This window comes from Streptomyces sp. NPDC049541, from assembly GCF_044465725.1.
GTDB lineage: Bacteria > Actinomycetota > Actinomycetes > Streptomycetales > Streptomycetaceae > Streptomyces.
In genome coordinates this window covers 12,999-38,600 of record NZ_JBITLY010000006.1, presented here as the reverse complement: position 1 = coordinate 38,600, position 25,602 = coordinate 12,999, and the positions used below count along the sequence as shown (strand labels likewise).

Sequence of the window (25,602 nt, the reverse complement as noted above, 5' to 3'; positions counted from 1 at the left end):
ACGCTCAGACGGACGTCACATCGTGGCGCCCGACATCGCACGGCACATCTCGGCACACCGACGACACGCCTCCGCGCACCGCATCATCTGCTTGTCGTCCGGCATGCTCATACACGCCTCCGCACACATGTCACAGGCCTTGGCGCACATCGCGCACATCTCGGCCGCCATCGGCGAGCGGCGCATCATCATGTCCGCGCACATACGGGTCGTCTCGGAGCAGTCCATGAGCGCACGCATGATCTGCATCTGGGCCTGCCCGCCCATCTGCATGCAGGAGCTCATGGTCTCCTCGCACACGCTGTGGCAGGACATGCACGCCTGGACGCAGTCCTGCATCTCCTTGCTCATGGCGGTCATGGTTCCGGGCTGGGTCATGGCTCCTCCTGAGAGGCAGAGGGGCCCGGGGGTGGGCCCCGTGCCCTTCTGTTCCTACGCCTGCCGGACGCCCCGCGCCATCGGGCGGACGCCAACAATTCCCACCGAATGCCGCACAGTGCACGACCCGCGACATTCCGTCACGGGTGGTGGCGCAGGGCCGTTCGGGTTACGAGCAGACCTTCTGGTCCCCGGTCATCACCCCGGGCTCCCCCTGGTCCGCGTCCGCCCGCACCCGCCGCACCTGCTTGAAGTCCGCCCCCGCGATCACCTTCAACGTCGGCCCTAGCCCCGGCACCTCCCGCAGCTCGCTGCCCGGCAACGCGGTGGCCAGCGCTTTCGCGGAGCGGTCCCACCCGGGGTCGTAGACGATGACCGTCCGCTTCACAGCGTGGTCGTCCGCGTCCGCAGGCGCCCGGGTGGTGCGAAAACCCGTCGCCGCCAACGCCGCGTCCACCCGCTTGCCGAGCCCCTCCGTCGCCGTGCCGTTCTCGACCTGGACGTGGATCTGCTGCGGGTCCACCTCGACCGGCACCGGCTGGGGGCGGGACGGGCGCGCGGCCAGCGGCTTGTCGTCGCGCAGCGACTGGAAGAGGCGTTCGGCCTTGGCGGTGTCCCACTTCAGCGTCTCGCCGATGCCCGGCACGACGTACCCCATCTGCCCGATCGGCACGGTCGTGAACTCGGAGGACGAGGGGGAGAAGTTGCGCATCGCCCGCCCGAGGTCGAGCAGCTCGTCCGTGCCGAAACCCTTGTCCGCGCGCACCGACCCCAGCACGGCCCGGGTCACGTCCCGGAACCTCATCGGGTTCAGCAGGATCCCGGAGGAGGTGGCCCGCTCGATGAGCGCCGCCAGGAACCGCTGCTGGCGCTTCATCCGGCCGAGGTCGGAGTCCGCGTCGACATGCCGGGCGCGCACGAACTGCAGGGCCTGTCCGCCGTTGAGGACGTGCGTCCCGGCGGGCAGGTCGAGCCCCGTGTACGTGTCCTTCAGCGGGAAGGCGGTACAGACGGAGACTCCGCCGAGCACGTCCACCGTCTTCATGAAGCTGGTGAAGTCGACCTCCAGATAGTGGTCGATCTTCACATGGGTCATGTCCTCGACGGTCTGGACGGTGAGGTTCGGACCGCCCTCCGCGTACGCCGCGTTGATCTTGAGGGGGTGGCCGGGGATCCGTTTCCCGGTCTTCGGGTCGGTGTGCGCGGGCGTCATGGCGTACGAGTCGCGCGGCAGGCTCACCACGGTCGCCCGCTCCCGGTCCGCCGAGATGTGCACGATCATCATCGTGTCGGTGCAGTGGCAGGGCTCGCCGCCCAGGTGGTAGCGGTGCCGCTCCTCGTCGCTGATCCGGTCGCGGCCGTCGGTGCCGACCAGCAGGACGTTCATGCCGTGACCGGCCTTGGGGCGGTTCTTCATGTCCTTGAACGGGTCGACGCGTGCGATACCCGCATCCAGGCTGGTCACCACGGCATGCCCGATCCCGGCGGAGGCGAGCACGACCACGGAGAGGGTCGTCGCCGCCCGCATCACCCAGCGCGGCTTCCTCCGTGGCACGGGCGGCCGCGGCCCCCGCGGCGGTGGGGTGCGCGCGGGCTGGGGCCGGCGCTGCGGAGGGGCGGGCGCGGCGGACCGAGGCTGCGTGGGCAAGGCGGACACCTCCGGGCGACGGCCGTACGTGGGACCGTGAGCACCGTAGGCCGATACGATCTGTAGCCCGGGCCACCGCCCCGGCGGGGCGCAAAGGTGTCCCCCGTTCGCGGTAACGTAACGGGCGATGAACGCCAACCCCGACGCGCCGCTCCCCGCCGTTTCTGTGATCATGCCTGTCCTCGACGAGGAGCGGCATCTGCGCGGAGCCGTCCAAGCGATCCTCGCGCAGGAGTACGCCGGCGAGATGGAGGTCGTCCTCGCCCTCGGTCCCTCCAAGGACCGTACGGACGAGATCGCCGCCGAGCTCGTGGCCGCCGACCCGCGCGTGCACACCGTCCCCAACCCGGCGGGGCGTACGCCCGCCGCCCTCAACGCCGCGATCAAGGCCTCCCGGCACCCGATCGTCGTCCGCGTCGACGGGCACGGCATGCTCTCGCCGAACTACATCGCGACGGCCGTACGGCTCCTGGAGGAGACCGGCGCGCAGAACGTCGGCGGCATCATGCACGCCGAGGGCGAGAACGACTGGGAGCACGCGGTCGCCGCCGCCATGACCTCGAAGATCGGCGTCGGCAACGCCGCCTTCCACACCGGTGGCGAGGCCCAGGCGGCCGAGACCGTCTACCTCGGGGTGTTCCGGCGCGAGGCGCTGGAGCAGCAGGGCGGGTACAACGAGGAGTTCATCCGCGCCCAGGACTGGGAGCTGAACTTCCGCATCCGGGAGGCCGGCGGGCTGATCTGGTTCTCGCCGGAGCTGAAGGTGTCGTACCGCCCGCGGCCGTCGGTCAGGGCCCTCGCCAAGCAGTACAAGGACTACGGCCGCTGGCGGCACGTCGTCGCCCGCTACCACGAGGGCTCCATCAACCTGCGCTACCTCGCGCCGCCGACGGCGGTCCTGGCGATCGCGGCCGGTCTCGTGGTCGGCGCGGTGCTGACGCCCTGGGGCTTCGTGATCCCCGGCGGCTACCTCGCGGCGATAACCCTGGGATCCGTCCCGGCGGGCAAGGGGCTGCCGCTGAAGGCACGGCTGCAGATCCCGGTCGCTCTCGCCACCATGCACATGTCGTGGGGCTGGGGCTTCCTGACCAGCCCCAAGGCGCTCGCGAAGAAGGTCATCGCCTCCCGGCGCCCCGCGGTGCTCGCCTCCAACTGAGCACCGGGGGCCACCCCTGTCGGACCCGGGCTACCAGGTGTAGGCCGGGTTCACGTGCATGCACTGCTTCTTGTCCGAGCCGTTGATGACCTGTGCGGACGTCGGCGTCCTGTCGTCGTCCTCGGGGGCCGTGTACGTCGTCCCGGAGCGCCAGTCGGCGCCGACGACCAGTGTGACCCCGGAGACGGCGGTGGACTTCTGCACCGAACTCAGCGGAATTCCCAGGGACTTGGCGATGCGCTGGGCGTCGCCCTCCAGGTCCGCGCTCGGGTAGCGGAGCACCGTCTTCTCCGCGCCGGGGACCGCCGTACTGTCCGCCACCGCCTCGGTGAACCCCTTGCCGACGAGCAACTGCGCGACCGTACGCGCCCGTCCGCCGACCGCGAGCTGTGTGCCGGAGCTGGTGCCGTTCTGCACCTGTACGGCGATCTTGTCGTCCGCCGCGGCCGGGTCCGAGGACGCCTTCGTACCGGTGGACTTCTTCTTGCCCTTGCCGTCCAGCGCGATGTCCTCGCGGACGAGCCGGAACAGCTTCTCGGCGTCACCCGGCTTCGGCACGACCCGGCCGCTGTTCGTCGTGGAGTACTGCCAGGGCATCGTCGTCATGGTGATGCGCTTGGTGGGGACCTTCCTGAGCTCCTTGCTCAGGTCGTACAGCTTCGCCACCGTGCCGAGGCCGTTGTCGACGGTCAGCGCCTTGGTGGCCGTCTCGGCCAGCTTGCGCAGCTCGTTCGGGTTGCCGAGGGTGGCGTTCTCGCGCAGCTGGCGGACCATCGCGTTCATGTACTGGTGCTGGGCCTTGGCCCGGGCGATGTCGGTGTTGTCCTCGAAGCCGTACCGCGTGCGCAGCCACTGCAGGGCCTGGATGCCCTTGACGTACGTGGTGCCCTCCTTGAGCTTCAGGCCCGAGCCGTGGCCGTCGGAGGACCTGGAGCGGACGTTGGCGTCCACACAGACCGGTACGCCGCCGATGGCGTCCGCCATGGACACCACACCCGCGAAGTCGATCATCATGAAGTGGTCGATGTGGATGTCGGTCAGCTTCTCCCAGGTCGCCACCGTGCAGCCGGGGCCGCCGCGGCCCAGGGAGTCGTTGGTGATCGCCGAGGTGAGTGCCCCGTAGACCTTGCCGTTGTCGGGGTCCGTGCACTTGGGGATGGACACGAGCGTGTCGCGCGGCATGCTGACGACCGACATGTTGGTGCGGTCCGCCGAGACATGCAGCAGCATCTGGACGTCGGCGCGCGGCGCGGTGTTGAAGGTGTCCTTGGCGCCGCCCAGCTTCTGGTTCTCCTTGGAGTCCCGGGCGTCGGAGCCGATCAGCAGGATGTTCAGCGGTGTCTGGCCCGCCGCGTTGGCCTTCGACTCGGCCGCCCTGTCCTTCGCGTCGCCGAGGTTGAGGTCATCCTTCTTGATGTTGGCGTTGAGGTGCTGGTAGTAGAGATAACCGGCCCCCGCCGTGCCGAGTATCACCACCGCCAGGACGATCGCCGCCCAGCGCAGGACGCGCCGTCTGCGGCGCTTCCCGTCGCCGCCCGTGCCCTTCCTGCGTCTGCCTCCGCCGTGCCGGCCGTGCTCGGTTGTCGCGTCCCGGTCCCGCGGTGTCAGGGACATCGTGTCCTCGACCGCGGAAACCTTTCCGCGCACACTGCTCCGCGCCAACTCCCTGCCTCCCACCCCTGGCATGCCGAACCTCTCCGCTGCCCGTCCCCCCGGATCAGGCGAATGAGAGGGCGCGCCGTCCCCCTGAAGTCCTTCGGACGTGAGCGCGCCTCATCATTGTGCAGTCACTTGGGAGTTCGCTGTGCGGATCGGTGAAGATCAGGCCCAGCGGTACCGTCCGTACACGTCCATGCACTGGCTCTTGTCCGAGCCGTTGATGGCGTCCGCGTTGCCGGGCACGTCGCCGGCCTTGGGTTTCGACTGCTTCGGATACGCCGTGCCGGTGCGCCAGTCGGCGCCGACGACGACCGTGACCCCGGAGACGTCCGTCGACTTCTGCACCGAACTCAGCGGAATTCCCAGCGACTTGGCGATGCGCTGGGCGTCGCCCTCCAGTTCCGCGCTCGGGTAGCGCACGACGGTCCGGTCCGCGGAGAGCCCCGCCGTCGCGTCCTTGGACGCCTTGCTGAACCCCTGCCGCACCAGCTCCTGGGCGACCGTGCCCGCGCGTCCGACGACCGGGCCGAGGGTGGAGGTCCCAGTGGCGTTCTGCACCACGACACCGATCGCGCCGTCCGGCGCCGAAGGAGCCTTCGTGGGCTCTTCCTCGACGGTCGTCTTCTTCGCGTCCGAGGCCTTGCCCTTGTTGTCGAGGGGGATGTCGTCGCGGAGCATCTCCCAGAGCTTCGCGGCGCCCGCGCCGTCCGGTATGACGTGGTCGGAGTTCTGCGGGTCCGTGACGTTCGGCATCGTCACCGAGGTGATGCGGTCCGTCGGCACCGACTTGAGCTGCATGCCCAGGTCGTAGAGCTTCTTGACGGTGCCGATCTCCTCGGAGACCTTCAGGGACTTCGTGGCGGCCTCGGCCAGGTCGGTGAGCCGCCCGGTGTCGGTGAAGACGTTCTGGTGCTTCAGCGTGCGGATCATCGAGTTGAGGTACATGTGCTGGGCCCTGGCCCGCATCAGGTCGCTGCCCCAGGCGTGCCGGGTGCGCAGCCACTGCAGGGCCTGCTTGCCCTCGACCTTGTGGGTGCCGGCCGTCATCTTCAGGCCGGAACCGCCGGGCACGGCGGCCGTCGGATGGTCCCACACGTTCTGCTTCACACAGACGTCGACGCCGCCGATGGCGTCCGCCATCCGCACCACGCCCGCGAAGTCGATCGTCATCCAGTGGTCGATGTAGACCCCGGTGAGCTTCTCCCAGGTGGCCAGCGTGCAGCCGGCGCCGCCCCGCGCCAGCGACTCGTTGATGATCTTGTTCGTCTCCGGGTACGTCCGGCCGGTCTTCGGGTCCCTGCACTGGGGGATGTCGACCCGGGTGTCCCGCGGAATGCTCACCATGGCGGCGCTCTTGCGGTCCGCGGAGAGGTGGATCAGCATCTGCACATCGCCCAGCGGCGGGCTGCCGCGGTCGTACTTGGCGCCGCCGAGCTTCACGTTCTCGTCGGAGTTACGGCTGTCCGAGCCGATCAGCAGGATGTTCAGCGGGGTCTGCCCCGCCGCGTTCGGCGCGGTCTTCCGCGCCTTGGCGTCGCCGCTGCTGCGCTCGCCCTTCTGGATGTTGCCGTTGAGGTGCTGGTAGTACAGGTATCCGGCGCCGGCCGTGCCGAGTATCAGCACGGAGAGCGTGGTCGCGGACCATCGGAGCACCCGGCGCCCCCGCCGCGGCCCGCGACCGCCCGGCCTGCCGCGCCGTCTGCCACCCGGCCCGCCGCCGTCCCGCGGGCCGCCCCGCTCGGGTCCACGCGTGTGCGGAACGCCCCGGAACGTCCCTTCCCCCTGCACGCTGCTCTGCGCCATCTCCCCGTCCTCCCCACCCTGCGCCCATGCATCAGGCCTGTCGTACGCCCTGTTAGACGTACGACAGGCCTGTCAGGTCACTACTTGGCGCACTCAACTTTGTCGGCCGTGGTCTTGTCCACGTCCGGCGCCTTGGTCGGCGCGGTGAACGACTCACCGGCGCCCGGGAAGTCCTTGCCGAGGGTCAACGTGATGGCCGGCAGCCCCTGGGAGTTGATCACACTCTTGCCCGGCTTCATCGCCGAGCCGGACAGGCCCAGGATGGCGGCCAGCCGGCGCGCCTGGTCGGCCTGGTCGGGGGCGTACTCCAGCGTGGTCTTGCCGAGTTGCACGCCCGCGTTGCCGGCGTTCTCCGACTTCAGCACGCCCGCCTGGTTCTGCAGGTACTCGAGCTCCGCCTGCGCACTGCCGGGTTCGGCACCGCCGTTCAGGATCCGCACCCGGACCGCGGACGCGGCCGACTTGCTGCCCTTGAGACGGGCGGCCACCGCGGCCGCCTCCTGCTTCTTCTTTTCCTTCACCGCGGTGAAGGAGACGTCGTTCTTGATGGCGTCGAAGACCGGCTGGGCGGCGCCAGGCTTGAGGACGACCGTCGCGTGCACCTTCTCGGCCGGGTTGTCGATCACCGGCACCGTGGTGAACGTCAGGTTCTTCGGGTTGAGCTTGCCCAGCTCCAGACCCAGGTCCTTCAGCTTGCCGATGCTGTCGAGGTTGGCGTCGACGGTCAGCGCCTTGGTGCCCGCCTCGGCGACCCTGATCATCTTCGTCGGGTCGGTGAGGGTGTCGTTCGACTTCAGCTTGCGCATCAGCGCGCTGAGGAACTGCTGCTGCAGGGTGATCCGGCTCAGGTCGCCGCCGAACCCCACCGCGTGCCGGGTGCGCACGAAGGCGAGTGCGGTCTCACCCTCGATGTGCCGCATGCCCTTCTTCAGGTTCAGGTGCGACTTGGGATCGTTGATGTCCTTGCCGAGGCAGACGTCGACGCCGCCCACCGCGCTGGTCAGCGTCTTGACCGCGTTGAAGTCGGCGACCATGAAGTTGTCCGGCTTGATGCCGGTCAGCTCCGTGACGGTGCGTGCGACACAGCTGGGCGTGCGGTCGTCCTGGCCGAGGCTGGTGTTGAAGCGGACGTTGCTGGTGCCCGCGATGATCTTCTGGGAGCCGTCGGGCTGCGTGGTCGGGCAGTCCGGGATGTCGGTGATCAGGTCGCGCGGGATGCTCAGCGCCGTCGCGTTCGAGCGGTCCTTGGAGACATGCAGCAGGATCGTGGTGTCGGCGTGACCGACGCTGTTCTTGTCGCCGTACTCGTCGTTGCCCTTGCCGGTGCGCTTGTCGGTGCCGATCAGCAGGATGTTGATCGCCTTGCCCTTGCTGAAGCCACCGGTGCTCGCGCCGTCGTCGGAGACGGACGTGATGTTGTCGTTGAGGTGCTTGATGTAGAGGTACCCGGCGCCGGCCGTGGCGACCAGCACGAACGCCATGGTGCCGCCGGTCCACAGCAGGACCTTCTTCGCCTTCGACTTCTTCTGCACCGGCCGGCGGCCGCGCCGGCCCGGCAGCGGCTCCTGGGGCGCGCCACGGCGGCGCCGTTGCGGCGGCACCCCGCGGCCCGGGGCCTGCGGATTCGCCGTACGCCCGCGCGCCGCGCCGTCCGCGCCACGGGGGGCGGATCTGCGCGGCCTGGGAACCGCCGACTGCGGTGCGGAAGGAGCCAGTCGCAGTTCGTATTCGCCGGTGTTCGGATTGAGCACCCACTGGTCTGCGGGGTCGATGTTCTCCGCCCGCCCACGGCTTTGCGCGTCCACGGTTTCCGAATCCTCCGTTTGGGCCACGCGGCGCCTTCCCCCTCAAAGACGCTCGGGTCTCGGTCACACAGTGCGCGACCCCAGGAAGGACCTGGACCGGTGCACCGGATCGCTCACACTATCCGGCCAGTTCAGCGTGGAGCGACGTCGGTGACAAATTCCACGCCCCTACAACTGGGCAATCCGCCCATTTCTTTGGGTTTTCTTGGGACAGCTGTTCGTCGCGTTGATGCTCGCCCTACCCGCAGCCGTCCTCGTCGGCGGTGTTCCCGCGGAACGTCGGCGCGGGCGAACTGCCCTCCGAGGCCCCGCCGTACCGCTTTCCCCCTGACTTCGCGTCGCCGTGTCCGTACGCGCCGTAGTCGTGCGACTGCTCAGACGAATCCCCGCCCGAATACCCGTACGAGTTCCCCTCGCCACCCTTGGTCGAATTACGGCTCTTTGAGTCGGAATCCCGTGGAACTTCCGGCGCGACCGCCAACGGCTCGTCCCTGCGCACCCGTTCGAACAGTCTCTTCGCCTCCGGCTCCACGAGCTGGTCGCGATTGGAGTCGTAGACATACGACTCCCGCGGAACCGTGAGGAATTGCACCGCTTTTGTGGGGATGTCGCGCAGCCCGCGCACGAGTTGATACAGCCCGCGCAGACTCGCAAGCCCCGGGTCGGTGGTGAGCGACGAGGTGGCGGCGTCCAGCACGGGATAGAGCTTCACCGGGTTCAGCAGTACGTCGTCGCTCTGGACCTTGTTGACGAGCGCCCCGAGGAACCGCTGCTGACGGTCCATCCGGTCGGTGTCGCTGCCGTCGCCGAGGGACTTGCGGGCGCGCACGTACCCGAGGGCCTGCTCACCGTCGAGCGTGACCCGTCCGGCGGGCAGCCTCAGCTTGGCCGCCTTGTCGTCGATCGGCTTCTTCAGGCACACCTGGACGCCGTCGACCGCGTCGACCATCTGCTTGAAGCCGTGGAAGTCGAGGACGATGTGGTGGTCGACGCGGATGTCCGTCAGCTTCTCCACGGTCCGGATGGTGCAGGCCGAACCACCGGTCTCGAAGGCGGAGTTGAACATCGCGAACATCGGCTCGGAGCGGTTCCCGTCGGGCCGCAGACAGGCCGGGATGTCCACCATCAGGTCACGGGGCAGCGAGATCGCGGTGGCGGCGCGCCGCCCCGCGGAGAGATGCAGCAGGATCGTCGTGTCGGACCGCTCGGTCCCCGAGTCCCGCCCGTACCGGGCGTTCCCGGCCCCGGCCCGTGTGTCCGACCCGATCAGCAGGATGTTCTGCGCACCCTTGACGAGCGAGGTGGGCCGCTCCTTCTCGTACCGGGCGAGCTCCCGGGCGGCCGCGTCGTCGGCCCTGATGTTCCCGTCGAGCTTCGCGTACACCACCACCCCACCGGCGACGGCCCCCACCACCACGGCGCCAACCGCAAGCCCCCCGAACCGCACCCACCGCCGCCGCCGACCTCCCAGGGCCATGCTCCACCCCCTCACGGCGTACGAACGTGCAGTGCCGACCTGCAGTTCTTACGACCATGGCCCGGCGGGGGCGCGGGGGCGTCCGGTGCTGACCCATCCGGGTGACTGCAGCGCCCCTTGAGGGGCGCGGGGCTGTGTCGATTTGCGGCTCCGCCGCGTGGGCGCGATCAACCCCCACTGGCCCGCACACGCCAAACAACCGCCACCACCCCCGCTCAGCGGCGCACCACACTCACCCGCTCACTTTCGACCCGCGAGGCCAGCGCCTCCTCCCCCAACTGCTCCAGATGCCGGCACAACACCACGGACCCCCCGCTGGCAAGCGGCCCGTACAACCCGGCACTCAGGCCCTCCCAGGTGTCGTACGGCAGCCCGGACAGAATCCGCGCCCCCGGCCCGGTGAGGCCCAGCCCCGCCGCCTCCGCCCGGGCCCGCTCGACCACCTCCGCCCCGCTGAACTCGCGCCCGGCCACGATCAGCCCGGCCTCGTCGGGATCCACCGCCGCGAACGGCACGAACCGGTCCCCCTGGCCCGGCACCTCCACGGCGTAGTCGACGAAGCCGTCCGGCACCTGTGGGAAGCGACCGCCCAGCGGCCGCAGGGCGAGAGCGACCCGCTCCCGACGGCAGGCCCGCGCGGCGGACAGCGTGTCCGGCCCGCTCACCACCACATCGGCCGCCGCCGGATCCCCGCCGACGTCGGCCACCGCCCCCACCGACGCACACGCCAGCAGCCACACCGCGGTCTGCCAGTGCGCGGGCAGCAGCAGCGCGACCCGGTCGCCGGGGGCCGCGGCGAGGTCGCCCTGGAGGAGATTGGCGGTCTTGGCCACCCAATTGGCGAAGGTGGCCACAGAGAGTTCGACACGTTCGCCCGTGGCGTCGTCGTAGAAGGTCACCAGGGGGCGTCCGGGGTCCGCGGCGAGCGCGGAACGCAGCAGGTCGGCAGGGGTGCGGTCGGTGGCGTTCACCCGCGCAAGGGTACGCGGACGACCGCTCGCTCACCCTCTGGTGGGGCCACCGGTTCGGAGGAACGAAATCCGACGGTCCGTCAATTCCGGGATAGACAGATATGTATGACTATGTCCAAGATCAGGAGCATGCGTGGATTCCTTGCCTCCTCGATCGCCTCCTCGATCGGCGTCGCCTGCGCGGCCGCCCTCGCCCTTCCGCTGACCCTGCCCGTCCCCGTGGCGACGGCAAGGGCCGCGCTCGCCGGCGCAGGATCCGCGCCGGCGCCGGCGCGGCCCGACGTGCACGGCAGCACCCAGTCGCTGCCCCTCGCCCCGCTGACCCCCCTCACCCGCGCCCTCGGCTCCACGGCCTCGACGGCCCTCGCGGAGCAGGGGCTGACCCGCCGGGACGTGCGGCGCTTCTCGATGGTCGGCGTCATCTGGGACGACCCGAAGACCGAACTGCACGGCCAGGTCCAGGTCCGCACCCGTGCGGCCGGCAACGGGGTCTGGTCCGGCTGGCGCAGCCTCGAGACGCACAACGACGACGCGGCCGACCCCGGCACCGCCGAGGGCACCCCGGGCCGGGTCCGCGGCTCCACCGCACCGCTGTGGGTGGGCGACTCGGACGGGGTGGAGGTCCGGGTCCGGGCCGAGGGCGGACCCCGTACCGGAGGTCATGCCCGCAGCACCCGTGCCGTCCCGGCGCCGGCGGCCCTCCCGTCGGGCCTGCGTCTGCAACTCGTGGGCCCCGGCGGCGCGGACGACGGCGGCGACGAGGTTCCGATGCGGAGTACGGCACCGCTTGTGCCGCACGGCAGCCAGGCCGGGCCCCCCGGCGCCGGGACCGGCAACTCCGAGTCGGCCGAGGCCCTGGCCTCGTCCACCGCCAACGCCGATCTCGTCCCGCTCGGCGCCACGGTGATCCCCGCGCTCAGCAAGTCGGCGACCGTGCGGGAGATGCGGACGCTGCGCGGGCACGAGTTGACGGCCGGTCAGCGCAAGAAGCCGCACATCGGGCCCCGCCCCCGCATCGTCACCCGCCGGGGGTGGGGCGCGGACGAGGATCTGCGCGAGAGGGGGTTCGCCTACACGAAGAAGGTCAAGGCAGCGTTCGTCCACCACACGTCGTCCGGCAACACCTACCGCTGTTCGCAGGCCGCCTCCGTCATCCGTGCCATCTACCGCTACCACGTTGTGAGCATGGGCTGGCGCGACATCGGCTACAACTTCCTCGTCGACAAGTGCGGAACCATCTACGAGGGCCGCGCCGGGGGAGTGGCGAAGGCGGTCAGGGGCGCCCACACCCTCGGCTTCAACAACAACAGCATGGGCGTCGCTGTCATCGGCAACTTCAGCAAGACCAAGCCGCCCGCGGCCGTCCTCAAGGCCATCGCCCGGCTCACGGCCTGGAAACTGGGCCTCTACGGTGCCAATCCGCGCGGAAAGACATATCTGAAGTCGAGCGGTGGCAATCTCTACGGAAAGGGCAAGAACGTCCGAATGAATGTGATCTCCGGCCACCGTGACGGCTACCCCACGGCGTGCCCGGGCTGGCAGCTCTACCGAAAGCTCGGAATGATCCGCTCCACCGCGGCGCACTACCAGGGCCGCCGCTGAGCGACCACCGGATCTTGCAAAGGAGTCGGGCAAGAAAGCGTTATTTACGTCCAAGGAAGCGTTATTTACGTCATAGCGGGCCACCGGGCGGAACGCGGGACACCGCAACGGCCATCCACATCACCACACGACGGTCTGCATAAACTGGCCGGTCGAAAGAGAGTTCGGCCGGTCCCGGCAGGAAGCAGAGACGACAGGTGACAGAAGCGATCCTCCTGGTCGGCGGCAAGGGCACGCGGTTGCGCCCGCTCACGGTCCACACGCCGAAGCCCATGGTCCGTGCGGCCGGTGTCCCGTTCCTCACCCACCAACTGGCGAGAGCCAGAGCGGCGGGTGTCGACCACATCGTCCTGGCCACGTCGTATCTGGCCGAGGTCTTCGAGCCGTACTTCGGCGACGGCTCGTCCCTGGGCCTGCACATCGAGTACGTGACGGAGGAGGAGCCCCTCGGCACAGGCGGCGCCATCCGCAACGTCGCGTCCCGCCTCCACTCGGGCCCCGACGACCCGGTCCTCGTCTTCAACGGCGACATCCTCACCGGCCTGGACATCCGCGCCCTGGTCGACACCCACCAGGAGACGGGAGCCGATGTCTCCCTGCACCTCACCAAGGTCACGGACCCACGCGCCTACGGCCTGGTCCCCACCGACGAGACCGGCCGTGTCCTCGCCTTCCTGGAGAAGCCGCAGACCCCCGAGGAGATCGTCACCGACCAGATCAATGCCGGGGCGTACGTCTTCCGCCGCTCGCTCATCGACACGATCCCCGCGGGCCGCCCGGTCTCGGTCGAACGCGAGACCTTCCCCGACCTCCTCGCGGCCGGGGCCCATCTGCAGGGCATGGTCGACTCGACGTACTGGCTGGACCTCGGCACCCCGGCGGCCTTCGTCCGCGGCTCCGCCGACCTCGTCCTCGGCCGCGCTCCGTCCCCGGCGGTCCCCGGCCGCTGCGGCGACCGCCTGATCCTGCCGACGGCCAGGGTCGCCCCCGACGCCAAGCTGACGGGCGGCACGGTGGTGGGCGAGGGCGCGTTCGTGGCGGAGGGCGCGCGGGTCTTCGGCTCGACCATCCTCCCCGGCGCCGTCATCGAACCGGGCGCCGTCATCACCGACTCCCTCATCGGCACCCGGGCCCGCGTCGGCGAACGCTCCGTCCTCACCGGCACGGTCATCGGCGACGGCGCGGTCATCGGCGCCGACAACGAACTACGCACCGGCGTACGAGTGTGGTGCGACGCCCAAATCCCAGCAGCATCGCTGCGCTTCTCCTCGGACCAGTAACCCGGCACCACCCATCGGCCCACACGACCCTGCGGGCGGAGCGTCCCGTCGGGCTGTGCGGCGCCGGGGCAGCCTACGAGCGCGGTGCTCCCGCCCGTGCAGCCCCCGGTGGCTCGGGGCGGGCCGTGCTCTCCCGTCCGCGTAGGCCTCGGTGACTCGGGGCGTCCTGCGCTGCGGCCGCACAGCCCTCGGCAGCCAGTCGGCTGCTGCGCGCTGCGGCGTGCCCAGCGGTCGGTAGCCCGCGGCCGTGCCTCCCGTAGCCTGCGGGCATTCGTGCTGCCCAGGGCGGGCTGCGGTCGTGCTGTGCTGCGGCCCGCGTGGCCTGCGGGTATTCGTGCCGTCTCGGCCCATGCCCCCGTAGCCTGCGGGCATTCGTGCCGCCCAGGGCGGGCTGCGGTCGTGCTGTGCTGCGGCCCCCGTGGCCTGCGGGCATTCGTGCCGCCCAGGGCGGCACGGGTGGGCGCAGGCGGCACCCCGCGAGTGCGGGCAAGCGTACCCACCCCCGGCCCAGTGCCGGCCCCGGGTCCCCTACCACCGCCAGAAGTCGCTCGCCGACATCCGCCGCGTCGGCTCAGCCGGCGGCACCCCGCCGGCGCGGGCGCCCCGCCCGGCCCCCTACCACCGCCCGATATCGGTCTTCGGCATCTTCGGCATCCGCCGCGCCGGCGTCCGCCCGCTCAGCAGAATGAACCGCGCAGCCCGATGCCGCTGCCCCGCATACGGCTCCAACAACTCCAGCATCGCCGCATCATCCGCATCCCGGTCCCCGGCAAGCGCCCACCCCACAATCCCCGGCAGATGCAGATCCCCGACGGTCACCGCATCCGCCGCCCCATGACTGCGCTGCACGGTCTCCGCCGACGTCCACGGCCCGATCCCCGGCACGACCTCCAACCGCGCCTGCGCGGCCGCCGGCTCCATCCCGACCGCCTCCTCGAGCCGGGCAGCGACCTTCACGGCCCGCAGAATCGTCGACGCCCGCTTGTTGTCGACCCCGGCCCGGTGCCACTCCCACGACGGAATCAACGCCCAGGTCCGCGGCCCGGGCATCACCCACAGCCGCCCGCCCGCAGCGGGCCCCGGCGCAGGCTCCCCGTACTTCCGCACGAGCAGCCGCCACGCCCGGTACGCCTCCCCGGTCGTGACCTTCTGCTCCAGAACCGACGGGATCAGCGACTCCAGCACCAGCCCGGTCCGCGTCAGCCGCAGCCCCGGCCGCCGATGCGCGGTGTGCGCCACCAGTCGGTGCCGCGGCACGAACGCATCGGGCTCGTCCGCGCCCCCCAGCAGCTCCGGCAACTGCTCCAGCAACCACTCGGCCCCGGGCCCCCAGGCCTCCCCACGGACCTCACCCCCGCACACGGAGACCCGCAGCGTCCCGGGCCCGCCGGGAGTCAGACTGGCCCGCCACACGGACCCGTCCGGCATGGCCCGAAACGTCGGATCCCCGCCACCCCGCCGAAGCGGCCCCAACACAAGCCCAAGATCAAGCGGCCCGTCCGGTACGACCATCCGCACCCGCCCGGGCGCACTGGCCTGCCGCGGCACACCCCCGGACACCACGACATGCCCACCGCGCACGGTCGTACGCGTGGGCCGGGGAGAGAACCGTCCTGCCACGGGTGAGTTCCTAGGGTGTCGGGGGTTGCCTTACGAGACTAGGCCGTACATACGAGCGTCGGTGTGCGCTTTCAGGGGCGCGGGACCGTGTCACCATGCGGCTCCGCCGCGTGGGCGCGAAAACCCCCACTCATCCGCAGTCGCGCACGGACCCAGAACCCCCGAACCGTAGGCACCCGGCGCACCCGGCGGAGCGTCACCGCACCTCGACGAAAGCATCAGCGTCCCGCTCCGGCCGAGGCCTCGGCTCCTCCGCCGGATGCCCGACCGCCACGGCCCCCATCGGATCCCAGTCCCCCGGCAGCCCCAGAACCTCCCGCACCACATCCCGGCAGAACATCGTCGAGGAAACCCACGCGGACCCCAACCGCTCCCCGGCCAGCGCAACCAAGAAGTTCTGCACCCCCGCCCCGGCGGCGACGACGAACATCTCCCGCTCCGCCCCGTCCCGCCGAGCGTCCCCGTACGTGTGCGACCCGTCCATCACCAGACACGGCACCACCAGATACGGCGCGTTCCGCAGCACATCCCCCCGCCGCACCCGCTTGGCGATGGACTCCTCGCTCTTCCCGTCCCGCCGCAGATCGGCGATCCAGGCGTCGCGCATGGCGTCCAGCAACCCGGTCCGCGCGTCCTGAGACTCCAGCAGCACGAACCGCCACGGCGTCGTGTGATGCGGCGCCGGCGCGGTCACGGCCGCGGCGACCGCCCGCCGTACGGCACCGGGATCGACGGGCTCGTCCGTGAAGGCCCGCACGGTACGCCGCTGGGTCACCGCCGTCCGGATCGCCTCGGACGTCCCCAGCCGGAACATGTCGTCGCGTCCGCCGCGCACCATGGCCCGCGCCCCCTCTCCGTCCCCCTGGGCCACCACGTGCGGCAGCCCGCGCACCACGGCGACGGGCAGCCCGGCGGCCTTGCCCTTGACCAGATCGCCGGCGGCGGCCAGCTCGTCCGCCGCCGCCACGACCGTCGCGCTGAGCGGATTGCCGTACGCGTCCGTGCCCCCGCGCAGATCGTCCAGCACATGCACCCCGGCGGCGCCGATCGCGACGTCCGTGAGCCCCGAGCGCCAGGGCCGCCCGAAGGTGTCGGTGACGACGACCCCGACGTTGACGCCCAGGGCGTCCCGCAGCCCTGCCCGGATCGCCCGGGCGGACGCGTCGGGGTCCTCGGGCAGCAACAGCACCGTGCCGGACGGGGTGTTGGAGGCATCGACGCCCGCCGCGGCCATCACCAGCCCCTGCCGGTTCTCGACGATCCGCAGAGCCCCGCGCCGCGCCACGACCCGTACGGTCTCGGCATCGATGGCGGCCTCGCGGTCGGCCGCCTCGACGATCCGTCCCTCCGCCTTGGACACGATCTTCGAGGTGACGAGCAACACGTCCCCGTCGACCAGCCCGGGCTCGGCGGCGGCGATCACCTTGGCGAGGTCGTCCCCCGGCACGACCTCAGGAATCCCGCCCACGGCCCAGACCCGGTACCCGCCGTCCCCGTCGCGGCACGCGCCCGTGCCCTCGGAAATGCCGCTCAAGGCACCCGCACCTCCTCCGCCAGCGCCAATGCCTCACGTGCCATCCGGGCGGTCGCCTCGATGTCGGTCATCATCAGCGGTACGGCCCGGCACCGGATCCCGGCGGCCTCGACCCGTTCCACGACGCCCGCGTCCACGGTGTCGACGAGCCAGCCGTCGAGCAGCCCCGATCCGTAGTGCTCGGCCACCGCCGCGGCCGTCGACTCCACGCCGACCGCCGCGAGCACCTTGTCGGCCATGCCCCGCACGGGCGCGTCCCCGACGATGGGGGAGAGGCCGACGACGGGCACTCCGGCATCGGCGATCGCCTCCCGGATGCCGGGCACGGCGAGGATCGTGCCCACGGAGACCACCGGGTTCGAGGGCGGGAACAGCACCACGTCCGCCTCCCCGATCGCCTCCAGCACACCCGGCGCCGGCTTCGCCTGCTCCGCCCCGACGGGCACGACCGCCTCGGCCGGCACCGAGGCCCGCAGCCGCACCCAGTACTCCTGGAAGTGCACCGCTTTGCGCTCACCGTCGACCTCGACGGCCACATGCGTCTCGACCCGGTCGTCCGTCATGGGAATCAGCCGTACGCCCGGCTTCCACCGGTCGCACAACGCCTCCGTCACCGCGCTCAGCGGATACCCGGCGCCGATCATCTGGGTCCGCACGATGTGCGTGGCGAAGTCCCGGTCCCCGAGCCCGAACCACTCCGGTCCCACGCCGTACGCCGCGAGCTCCTCCTTGAGGTGGAAGGTCTCCTCGGCCCGCCCCCAGCCCTGCTCCTCGTTGATACCGCCGCCGAGCGTGTACATCACCGTGTCGAGGTCCGGGCAGACCTTCAGTCCGAAGAGGTGGATGTCGTCCCCGGTGTTGCCGATGACGGTGATGTCCGCGTCCGGCACGGCCCGCTTCAGACCGCGCAGGAACCGTGCACCACCGATGCCGCCTGCCAGAACCACAATGCGCATGGGCCAAGTCTTACAGGCGGGTACGACAACGCGTCAGGCGGTTACGACGTCGACCTCGTCGTACGCGGCCGGGGCCGCCGTGCAGGCGGTGTGCATGGGCATCTCCGTCAGGCCCGGGTAGTAGACGTGCAGACTGACCGCCGGCTCCAGCGCGTCGTTGACGACCTCGTGCACATACCCCGGCGCGAACACCCGCTGCGCGCCCGGGCCCAACGCGCGCGTGCCCCGCTCGGTGCGCTCGGTCAGCGTGCCCTCCAGGACGGTCAGCACACCGGAGGAGCGGCCGTGGTCGTGCAGCCCGCTGCCCTGACCGGGCACCCAGGACAGCAGCCACACCTCGTAGCCCGGCCCCGTGCGCAGCCGGTGGTACCAGCGTGTCGTCGCGTCGTACTCGACGAGGTGCTCCCACTGGGAGCGGTCGGCGGCGATGGAGCGGGCCAGGCCCACGAACTCGGCGACGGTGGCCGGGTGCTCGCGCGGGGGCTGCAGCAGGTGTTGCACTTCGAGGATGTCGCCGGCGATCTGGAGGTCGTTGTCGCTGTTCATAAGGGGTGCGTGGTTCCTCAGTGAAAGAAGGTCAGAGGGAACGGGAGCCCGTCACGGTCGACAGGGCCTACAGCCGGAGCAGGTGTGGCTCAACAGCTGGCACAGCAACAACAGCTACAGCGAGCGCGGGCAGCACCGTGGGACCCGGCGGTGCGGGTCGAGGTGAGCGCCAAGTTCGCGAGCATGCCCACAAGAACAGCGGTTCACACCTTCACTGTCAACTCGACGCCCGGTATGTGGGACATGGTTCACCTCATCCGGTTCATGTCTGAGGCGAAAGGTTTGTGCATGCGTCACCCGGGACACATGGCGCTCAAACCTCGTTGCGGTCCTGTGATCCGACTGTGATCCGGTTTGCATCGAGGTGCGCGTGGAACGAGATCGGATCTGCGGGCGTCCTTCCCCGTACAGGCTCTGCTCGGGGGCGAAGGCCCGTCTGGGCCTCGTCTGCATGTCAAGGTTTATGCCGATTTGAACACTTTCCGCATGGCCTTGGTTCCGCAGAGTGAATAAGGGGCTCAATAGCAGATCTCGGCTTGACTCGCCCGGAGCAGCACACTTGTAATTTCACTCGTGTCGTTCAGCCGGAATCGGTAACGGCTACATCACGGGGACGCGAAAGACAGACGAGGGGCGCACATGACCGAGCTGGTGCAGCAACTGCTGGTCGACGACGCGGACGAGGAACTCGGCTGGCAGGAGCGCGCGCTGTGCGCCCAGACCGACCCCGAGTCCTTCTTCCCCGAGAAGGGCGGCTCCACCCGTGAGGCCAAGAAGGTCTGCCTGGCCTGTGAAGTCCGCTCCGAGTGCCTCGAATACGCCCTCGCCAACGACGAGCGCTTCGGCATCTGGGGCGGACTGTCCGAGCGTGAGCGACGCCGTCTGAAGAAGGCCGCCATCTGACCGGGCGGTCGACGCCCTCACACAACCGAAACACATTCGAACGGCCCGTCGCAGGTGGGGTTATCCACAGGCGGCGGGCCGCTGTGATGCCCAGCCGATAGTGTGGTCGCTCGTCCGAGACGCCTCGCTGCCCCCAGGGGGCACAGACGTCCACCGCAGTCCATCGAACCGGGGCCCGTACCTCGATGTCCGCGCACAGCCACACGGCAGCCCACCAAGACCTCGCTGCCACACCAGAGTTTCCGCGTCACGTGGTGACGGCGGTCGTCGTCTCCCACGACGGCGCCCGCTGGCTGCCCGACGCGCTCGCCGGGCTGCTCGGCCAGGAGCGCCCCGTCCAGTACGTCGTGGCCGCCGACACCGGCAGCGCGGACGACTCCGCCCAGCTGGTCACCGACGCCCTCGGCGCCGACCGCGTGCTGCACCTCGCCCGGCGCACCGGCTTCGGCCAGGCCGTCGAGGAGGCGGAACGCAGCGCGCCCGTCCTGACCCCCGACGAGCTGCCCTATCTGAAGCGGCCCAGCGGCTGGGACCCGGTCACCCGCAGCTGGCGCGACGACGCCTACGACATGCCGGAACTCCCGCACGGCGAGCCGGTCCAGTGGCTGTGGCTGCTGCACGACGACTGCGCCCCCGAACCCGACGCCCTGGCCCAGCTGCTGCGCGTCGTGGAGAACGAACTCGAGCTCGGCCGCGACGACGTGGCCGTCGTGGGCCCCAAGCTCCGCGGCTGGTACGACCGCCGCCAGCTCCTCGAGGTCGGCGTCACCATCGCCAACTCCGGCCGCCGCTGGACCGGCCTGGACCGCCGCGAACAGGACCAGGGACAGCACGACCACGTCCGGACCGTGCTGTCCGTGTCCACCGCCGGCATGCTCATCCGACGCGACGTCTTCGAACAGCTCGGCGGCTTCGACAGCCGGCTGCCGCTGATGCGTGACGACGTCGACCTGTGCTGGCGCGCCACCGCCGCCGGCCACCGCGTCCTCGTCGCCCCCGAGGCCGTCGTACGACACGCCGAGGCGGCCTCCCGCGAGCGCCGCACCGTCGACTGCTCGGGCCGTACCGTCGCCTCCCCGCACAAGGTCGACAAGGCCGGCGCCGTCTACACCCTCCTGGTCAACACGCGTACCGCCGCGCTGCCCTGGGTGCTGGTGCGCCTCGTGCTCGGCACGCTCCTGCGGACCGTCGCCTACCTCGTCGGCAAGGTCCCGGGGCAGGCCGTCGACGAGATCCGCGGTCTGCTGGGCACGCTGCTGCGCCCCGAGCGGATCATCGCCGGACGGCGCAGGCGTGGGCAGCCGCAGATCGACAAGGGCGAACTGCGCGCCCTGTTCCCGCCGCCCGGCGCGACCATACGGGCCACCGTCGAACAGGCGGCGGGCGACCTCGTCGGCCGCTCCGACCCGGAGGTGACCTCCGGCGCCGGACGGCACGGCGGCGCCGTCGAGTCCGGACCCGGCGGCGACGACGCCGACTTCCTGGAGATCGAGCAGTTCGCCCGCCTCAAGCGCATCGGCCGCAAGCCCGGCCCGATGCTCTTCCTGGTGCTGCTGCTCGTCTCGCTGGTCGCCTGCCGCGCCCTGCTCGGCGGCGGCGCGCTCGCGGGCGGCGCCCTGCTGCCCGCCCCGGCCGGCTCCGGCGAGCTCTGGTCGCGCTACCTCGACTCCTGGCACGCCGTGGGCGCCGGCGGCACCCCGTCCGCGCCGCCGTACCTCGCGATCGTGGCGATGCTCGCCTCCGTGCTGTTCGGCTCGACCGGACTCGCGGTGACGGTCCTGCTCGTGTGCTCGGTGCCGCTGGCCGGCGTCACCGCGTACTTCGCCTCCCGCCCGCTCGTCGAGTCGCGGCTGCTGCGCGCCTGGGCGGCCGTCGTCTACGCCTTCTTGCCGGCCGCCACGGGCGCGCTCGCGGGCGGCCGCATCGGCACCGCCGTACTGGCCGTGCTGCTGCCGCTCATCGCGCGCGCGGGCATCGCGGCCAGCGGCCTCGCGAACGCCTCGGGCACACCCGGCAGCTGGCGCGCCACCTGGGCGTACACGCTGCTGCTGACGATCACCACGGCGTTCACGCCCATCGTGTGGCCTCTCGCGCTGCTCCTGGGCCTCGCGCCCCTCGCCGTGCGGCGCACCGATCTCACCGCCCACGGCCTGCGCTTCCTGGCCCAGCTCGGCACGCCCCTGCTGGTCCTCGCCCCCTGGTCGCTGACGCTGCTCCCGTTCGGCTTCTTCAAGGAGGCAGGGCTCGACTACGGCCCCTCGGCCGCCTCCGCCCTCGATCTGCTCGGCATGAGCCCCGGTGGCCCGGGCACGGTCAGCGGGCTGATGCTCATCGGCGTCGTCCTGGCCGCGCTGGCCGCCCTGCTGCGCTCGGAGCGTCAGTTCGGAATCCGGACGGCCTGGGCGGTCGCCCTGGTGGGCCTCGTCTTCGCGGTCCTGTCCAACCGCTCGACCTGGGCCGGCCCGGCCACCCTCGTCTACGGCCTCGCCCTCCTGACCGCCGCCGTCATCGGCGCCGACGGTGCACGCGCGCGCGTGGCCGAGCAGAGTTTCGGCTGGCGCCAGCCGGTGGCCGCACTCATAGCCTTCGCCGCGCTCGCGGGCCCGCTGGTCATCGCCTTCGGCTGGATGATCCGCGGCGCCGACGGACCGGTCGAGCGGCAGGACCCCGTGCAGGTCCCCGCGTTCGTCGCCGAGGAGAGCGGCACCAGCGACCAGGCACGCACGCTCGTGCTCGACAGCGACTCCACGGCCCGCGTCGGCTACACCCTGGTGCGCGGCTCCGGCGCCCGGCTCGGCGACGCGGAGAGCGCCGCGGCCGACGGCGAGAACGCAAGGCTCGACAAGGTCGTCGCCAATCTGGTCGCCGGCTCCGGCGCCGACCAGACCGACCAGCTCGGCAAGTTCGCCGTCCGCTACGTCCTCGTCCGCAAGGGCGCGCCCCGCGAGGTCACCCGCGTCCTGGACGCCACCCCCGGCCTCTCCCGGCTGAGCCAGCAGGACGGCAGCGCCCTGTGGCGGGTCGACCAGGAGGTGGCGCGCGCCACCCTCGTCCCCGCCTCCGGCTCCGGTACGGCGCAGCCCGTCGCCGCCGGACCCGTCGAGATCCACACCACCGTCCCGGCCGGCTCCGGCGACCGCGTCCTGCGCCTCGCCGACACCGCCTCCGAGGGCTGGACGGCCACCCTGGACGGCAGGCCGCTCACCCGCACCACGCTCGACGGCTGGGCCCAGGGCTTCCGACTCCCCGCTTCCGGCGGCAGGCTGGACATCACCTTCGACGACCCGATCACCCACACCGCCTGGCTGTGGGCGCAGGGCCTCCTGGCCGTCGTCCTCGTCGTCCTGGCCCTGCCCGGCCGGCGCCGCGACGTCGACGACGACCTCCCCGAGGAGCCCGCCGTACCCGCGGAGGCCGTCGCCGGCGAGGGCCGCCGCGCCCGCCGTCTGCGCGCCCAGGCGGAGGCCGAAGAAGAGGCCCCGAGCGAGGAGTTCCCGTCTCCTCCCGCGCAGGAGACGCCGGTGGCGGTCCCGCACCAGCAGTCCTACGGCGACTGGGACGCGGCGGGCTACCAGGGTGCCGACTACGGCAGCTACGGCAACGAGCAGTACCAGGGCACCCAGCAGTACCCGGCGGGCACCTACGACCAGACGTACCAGGCGGACCCGTACCAGGGCGGCCAGTACGACCCGTACGCCTACGGAGGCTCCTCCCAGGGGGCGTACGACCAGACCGCGTACGACCCGTCGTACCAGCAGGGCTACGACCCGACGTACGACCCGGCGCAGCCGCACCCGCACGCCCCTGAGCGCCCCGACGGGAGTCAGCAGTGAACCGCACCACCATCTCCCTGATCGCCGGCACGGCCGCGCTCGCCGCCATCACGGGCTTCGCCTCGCTCACCGCGCCCGGCGCCTCCGGCGCGGGCACCGCCAAGGCGGCCGCCGAACTGCCCGTGGAGCGCACCACGTTGCTGTGCCCGCAGCCCAGCACCTCCGACCTCGCCGACACGTCGTACACGTCCTTCACGCCCGTCACGAAGGGCACGGGAAGCGACGGCACGGCCCAACTCCGGTCCGCCACCGAGCAGTCGGCCGACACATCGGGCGCCGACGGCAAGACGGGCGGCAAGACGGGCGGCAAGACGGGCGGCAAGAAGGACAGCAAAAAGGGCAACAAGAAGAAGGCCGGCAAGCCGACGACCGACAAGCCGGTCCTCACGCCCAAGGAGCCCGGCAAGCCCGTCACGGGCGACACCTCGGGTGCCGACACACCCGCGCTCGTCGGCACCGCCGAGGGCAGGTTGGCGCCCGGTTGGGCGGTTCAGGAGACCACCGAGGTCGCCGCGGGCACCGGACGCGGCCTCCAGGGCGTCAACTGCACCGCCCCGGACACCGAGTTCTGGTTCCCGGGCGCCAGCACCGACCCCGCCCGCACCGACTACGTCCACCTCACCAACCCGGACGACTCCGCCGCCGTCGTCGACATCGAGCTGTACGGCAAGGACGGCGCCCTCAAGTCGACCGTGGGGGAGGGCATCACCGTCGCACCGCACTCCAGCGACCCGGTCCTGCTGTCCACGCTCACCGACGAGAAGCAGACCGACCTCACCGTGCATGTGAACGTCCGCAGCGGACGCGTGGGTGCCGCCGTACAGGCCCTCGACGACAAACTCGGCGGCGACTGGCTGGCCGCGGCCACGGACCCGGCGGGCAGCCTCGTCCTGCCCGGCATCCCCAAGGACGCCACGGCCGTGCGCCTGATCGCCTTCACGCCCGGCGACGCGGACGCCGACCTGAAGCTGCGGCTCGCCTCCCCGTCCGGGCAGATCACGCCCGCCGGGAACGAGACGCTGCACGTGAAGGCCGGTATGACCACCGCCGTCGACCTCGGTCCGGTCACCCGCGGCGAGGCCGGCTCCCTGGTCCTCACGCCCACCGACAAGTCCGTACCGGTGGTCGCCGCGCTGCGCGTCGTACGGGGCAAGGGCGACAAGCAGGAGACGGCGTTCATCCCGGCCACCAGCCCGGTGGGCACGCGCGCGACGTCCGCCGACAACAGCGGAAAGGGCACCACGCTGTCCCTGGCCGCACCCACCCGCACCGCCCAGGTGAAGGTCACCGCGTCCGCTGGCAGCGACGGCGGCACCGCGGTCTCGAAGACCTACACGATCAAGGCCGGCACCACCCAGGACATCGCCGCCCCCGTCCCGAGCGGCCTCCAGGGCACCTACGCCCTGACGGTCGAGCCACTGTCCGGCGGCCCGGTCTACGCGGCACGCACCCTGGCGGCGACGGAGGAGGGAGTCCCCGGCTTCACGGTCCAGACACTGCCGGACGACCGGGGGACGGTGGCGGTACCGGAGGCGGACCAGGACCTGTCGGTACTGCAGAAGTAGCCGCTGGTGAGCGCCGGCCGGGGTTCGATCTTTTCGGCCCGTCCGGCGTTCGAGGACGAGGCCGCTCAGGCCCGCTCAGTCCTCCCCGTACCGCGGATCCACCGTCTCCGGAGTGAGCCCCAGCAACTCCGCCACCTGCTCGACAACGACCTCGTGCACCAGAGCGGCCCGCTCGTCCCGCCCCTTCGTGCGGATCTCCACCGGCCGCCGGTACACGACCACCCGGGCCGGCCGCCCCTCCCGGGAGGGAATCGTGCCGCCCAGCGGCACCGCCTCGTCGCTCCAGGCCTCGGTCGGCCCGTCCAGACGCGGCACCTCGAGGACGAGGAAGTCGATCTCGGCGAGCTGCGGCCACCGCCGTTCCAGCCGCTCCACGGAGTCCTGCACCAGATCCGCGAACGCCTCGGCACGGCTCGCGGCGAGCGGCACCTGGGGCGGCGCGATCGGGCCGCGCATGCCCCGGCCGTGGCGATCACGACGGCGGGGCCCGGGGCGGGCGGCACGGTGCGGTACGGGGTTGTCCATCACTGGTGAAGCGTAGTCCCCGCCGGGACCGCGCGCGGTGCCCCACGCGGTCGGCCGGAGTGCCTCGGGCTCCACTGGACGGCCTGTCGCAGGATGACCATTCCAGCCAAGGTTGGGCTCGATTCCATATCTCTACGAGACCGACGATCTTGGGGTAATTGACGGGGTTTGTACGGTGTGTTGATCGGGCGAAGAGGTGCGCAGGGTCGTGTGAATGCGTGTCCGCGCAGGTCAGCCGGGTGTTTCAAGGGAGGGGTGTGGGGTGTTTCACAGTACGACACGGTGGAGTGACCTGGGGGAGAGTCGTCGCGGCCCGCTCAAGAGTGCGGTACCGTCCAACG

Annotated in this window: 18 protein-coding genes; 6 read left to right on the top strand and 12 right to left on the bottom strand. The window is 71.2% G+C overall.

The genetic code is table 11. The features are described from left to right. Positions 1-15: 15 nt before the first annotated feature. A complete protein-coding gene (locus tag ACIBW9_RS22710) occupies positions 16-378 on the bottom strand; it encodes a four-helix bundle copper-binding protein (RefSeq protein ID WP_398957716.1) in 363 nt (120 codons plus the stop codon). A 169-nt stretch (positions 379-547) separates the two neighbouring features. Continuing rightward, positions 548-1,906 carry an LCP family protein gene (locus tag ACIBW9_RS22705; protein WP_398957714.1) on the bottom strand — a complete coding sequence of 453 codons (1,359 nt, stop codon included), beginning with the start codon at positions 1,904-1,906 and terminating at the stop codon, positions 548-550. 247 nt (positions 1,907-2,153) lie between these two features. Between ACIBW9_RS22705 and ACIBW9_RS22700 the strand changes: the two genes are divergently transcribed. Then, positions 2,154-3,182 carry a glycosyltransferase family 2 protein gene (locus tag ACIBW9_RS22700; protein ID WP_398957712.1) on the top strand — a complete coding sequence of 343 codons (1,029 nt, stop codon included), beginning with the start codon at positions 2,154-2,156 and terminating at the stop codon, positions 3,180-3,182. A 30-nt stretch (positions 3,183-3,212) separates the two neighbouring features. Here the strand turns inward: ACIBW9_RS22700 and ACIBW9_RS22695 are convergent, their stop codons facing one another. From ACIBW9_RS22695 to ACIBW9_RS22675, 5 genes are all read right to left on the bottom strand, one after another. Then, the gene (locus ACIBW9_RS22695; RefSeq protein WP_398957710.1) at positions 3,213-4,796 is read right to left on the bottom strand and encodes an LCP family protein; all 1,584 of its coding nucleotides are present in this window, start codon (positions 4,794-4,796) and stop codon (positions 3,213-3,215) included. Positions 4,797-5,003: 207 nt separating this feature from the next. Beyond that, positions 5,004-6,644, bottom strand: coding sequence for an LCP family protein (locus ACIBW9_RS22690; RefSeq protein ID WP_398957707.1), 1,641 nt, complete (start codon positions 6,642-6,644; stop codon positions 5,004-5,006). 80 nt (positions 6,645-6,724) lie between these two features. Then, positions 6,725-8,449, bottom strand: coding sequence for an LCP family protein (locus ACIBW9_RS22685; protein WP_398957705.1), 1,725 nt, complete (start codon positions 8,447-8,449; stop codon positions 6,725-6,727). Between the two features lie 238 nt (positions 8,450-8,687). Beyond that, positions 8,688-9,926 carry an LCP family protein gene (locus ACIBW9_RS22680; RefSeq protein ID WP_398957703.1) on the bottom strand — a complete coding sequence of 413 codons (1,239 nt, stop codon included), beginning with the start codon at positions 9,924-9,926 and terminating at the stop codon, positions 8,688-8,690. A gap of 215 nt (positions 9,927-10,141) precedes the next feature. Continuing rightward, positions 10,142-10,897, bottom strand: coding sequence for a TIGR03089 family protein (locus ACIBW9_RS22675; RefSeq protein WP_398957702.1), 756 nt, complete (start codon positions 10,895-10,897; stop codon positions 10,142-10,144). Positions 10,898-11,026: 129 nt separating this feature from the next. Here ACIBW9_RS22675 and ACIBW9_RS22670 point away from each other — a divergent pair, with 129 nt between their 5' ends. Both ACIBW9_RS22670 and ACIBW9_RS22665 read left to right on the top strand, forming a co-directional pair. After that, positions 11,027-12,499 carry a peptidoglycan recognition protein gene (locus tag ACIBW9_RS22670; RefSeq protein WP_398957700.1) on the top strand — a complete coding sequence of 491 codons (1,473 nt, stop codon included), beginning with the start codon at positions 11,027-11,029 and terminating at the stop codon, positions 12,497-12,499. Between the two features lie 197 nt (positions 12,500-12,696). Continuing rightward, positions 12,697-13,779 (top strand): sugar phosphate nucleotidyltransferase, encoded by a 1,083-nt coding sequence (locus ACIBW9_RS22665; protein WP_398957698.1) that lies wholly within the window; start codon positions 12,697-12,699, stop codon positions 13,777-13,779. 615 nt (positions 13,780-14,394) lie between these two features. On the opposite strand, the gene ACIBW9_RS22660 is transcribed toward ACIBW9_RS22665, so the two are convergent. The 4 genes from ACIBW9_RS22660 to ACIBW9_RS22645 form a co-directional block, all read right to left on the bottom strand. Further along, the gene (locus tag ACIBW9_RS22660) at positions 14,395-15,399 is read right to left on the bottom strand and encodes a DNA-3-methyladenine glycosylase family protein (protein ID WP_398957697.1); all 1,005 of its coding nucleotides are present in this window, start codon (positions 15,397-15,399) and stop codon (positions 14,395-14,397) included. Between the two features lie 196 nt (positions 15,400-15,595). Then, on the bottom strand, positions 15,596-16,924 hold the full coding sequence (locus ACIBW9_RS22655) for a coenzyme F420-0:L-glutamate ligase (protein WP_398958692.1): 1,329 nt from the start codon (positions 16,922-16,924) through the stop codon (positions 15,596-15,598). Between the two features lie 5 nt (positions 16,925-16,929). Continuing rightward, entirely contained in the window at positions 16,930-17,889 is a 960-nt protein-coding gene (gene cofD / locus ACIBW9_RS22650; RefSeq protein ID WP_398957695.1) for a 2-phospho-L-lactate transferase, read from the bottom strand. A gap of 33 nt (positions 17,890-17,922) precedes the next feature. Further along, positions 17,923-18,435: a cysteine dioxygenase gene (locus ACIBW9_RS22645; RefSeq protein WP_398957693.1), complete on the bottom strand. Its 513-nt coding sequence runs from the start codon at positions 18,433-18,435 to the stop codon at positions 17,923-17,925. Positions 18,436-19,074: 639 nt separating this feature from the next. Here ACIBW9_RS22645 and ACIBW9_RS22640 point away from each other — a divergent pair. From ACIBW9_RS22640 to ACIBW9_RS22630, 3 genes are all read left to right on the top strand, one after another. Next, positions 19,075-19,338, top strand: a complete 264-nt coding sequence (locus ACIBW9_RS22640; protein ID WP_010986447.1) for a WhiB family transcriptional regulator — start codon at positions 19,075-19,077, stop codon at positions 19,336-19,338. A gap of 185 nt (positions 19,339-19,523) precedes the next feature. Continuing rightward, positions 19,524-23,171: a glycosyltransferase family 2 protein gene (locus ACIBW9_RS22635; RefSeq protein WP_398957691.1), complete on the top strand. Its 3,648-nt coding sequence runs from the start codon at positions 19,524-19,526 to the stop codon at positions 23,169-23,171. Beyond that, complete coding sequence (locus tag ACIBW9_RS22630) at positions 23,168-24,736, top strand: DUF5719 family protein (RefSeq protein ID WP_398957689.1); 1,569 nt, start codon at positions 23,168-23,170, stop codon at positions 24,734-24,736. The genes ACIBW9_RS22635 and ACIBW9_RS22630 overlap by 4 nt, the downstream gene beginning before the upstream one ends. Positions 24,737-24,811: 75 nt before the next feature. Here the strand turns inward: ACIBW9_RS22630 and ACIBW9_RS22625 are convergent, their stop codons facing one another. Beyond that, positions 24,812-25,261, bottom strand: a complete 450-nt coding sequence (locus tag ACIBW9_RS22625) for a metallopeptidase family protein (protein WP_398957687.1) — start codon at positions 25,259-25,261, stop codon at positions 24,812-24,814. Between the last annotated feature and the right edge of the window lie 341 nt (positions 25,262-25,602).

Excerpts from the sequence above, each read along its gene's own strand:
- ACIBW9_RS22710 (WP_398957716.1), bottom strand. The coding sequence starts at position 378 with ATGACCCAGCCCGGAACCATGACCGCCATGAGCAAGGAGATGCAGGAC.
- ACIBW9_RS22705 (WP_398957714.1), bottom strand. The coding sequence starts at position 1,906 with ATGCGGGCGGCGACGACCCTCTCCGTGGTCGTGCTCGCCTCCGCCGGG.
- ACIBW9_RS22700 (WP_398957712.1), top strand. The coding sequence starts at position 2,154 with ATGAACGCCAACCCCGACGCGCCGCTCCCCGCCGTTTCTGTGATCATG.
- ACIBW9_RS22695 (WP_398957710.1), bottom strand. The coding sequence starts at position 4,796 with ATGTCCCTGACACCGCGGGACCGGGACGCGACAACCGAGCACGGCCGG.
- ACIBW9_RS22690 (WP_398957707.1), bottom strand. The coding sequence starts at position 6,644 with ATGGCGCAGAGCAGCGTGCAGGGGGAAGGGACGTTCCGGGGCGTTCCG.
- ACIBW9_RS22680 (WP_398957703.1), bottom strand. The coding sequence starts at position 9,926 with ATGGCCCTGGGAGGTCGGCGGCGGCGGTGGGTGCGGTTCGGGGGGCTT.
- ACIBW9_RS22670 (WP_398957700.1), top strand. The coding sequence starts at position 11,027 with ATGCGTGGATTCCTTGCCTCCTCGATCGCCTCCTCGATCGGCGTCGCC.
- cofD (WP_398957695.1), bottom strand. The coding sequence starts at position 17,889 with ATGCGCATTGTGGTTCTGGCAGGCGGCATCGGTGGTGCACGGTTCCTG.
- ACIBW9_RS22645 (WP_398957693.1), bottom strand. The coding sequence starts at position 18,435 with ATGAACAGCGACAACGACCTCCAGATCGCCGGCGACATCCTCGAAGTG.
- ACIBW9_RS22640 (WP_010986447.1), top strand. The coding sequence starts at position 19,075 with ATGACCGAGCTGGTGCAGCAACTGCTGGTCGACGACGCGGACGAGGAA.
- ACIBW9_RS22635 (WP_398957691.1), top strand. The coding sequence starts at position 19,524 with ATGTCCGCGCACAGCCACACGGCAGCCCACCAAGACCTCGCTGCCACA.
- ACIBW9_RS22625 (WP_398957687.1), bottom strand. The coding sequence starts at position 25,261 with ATGGACAACCCCGTACCGCACCGTGCCGCCCGCCCCGGGCCCCGCCGT.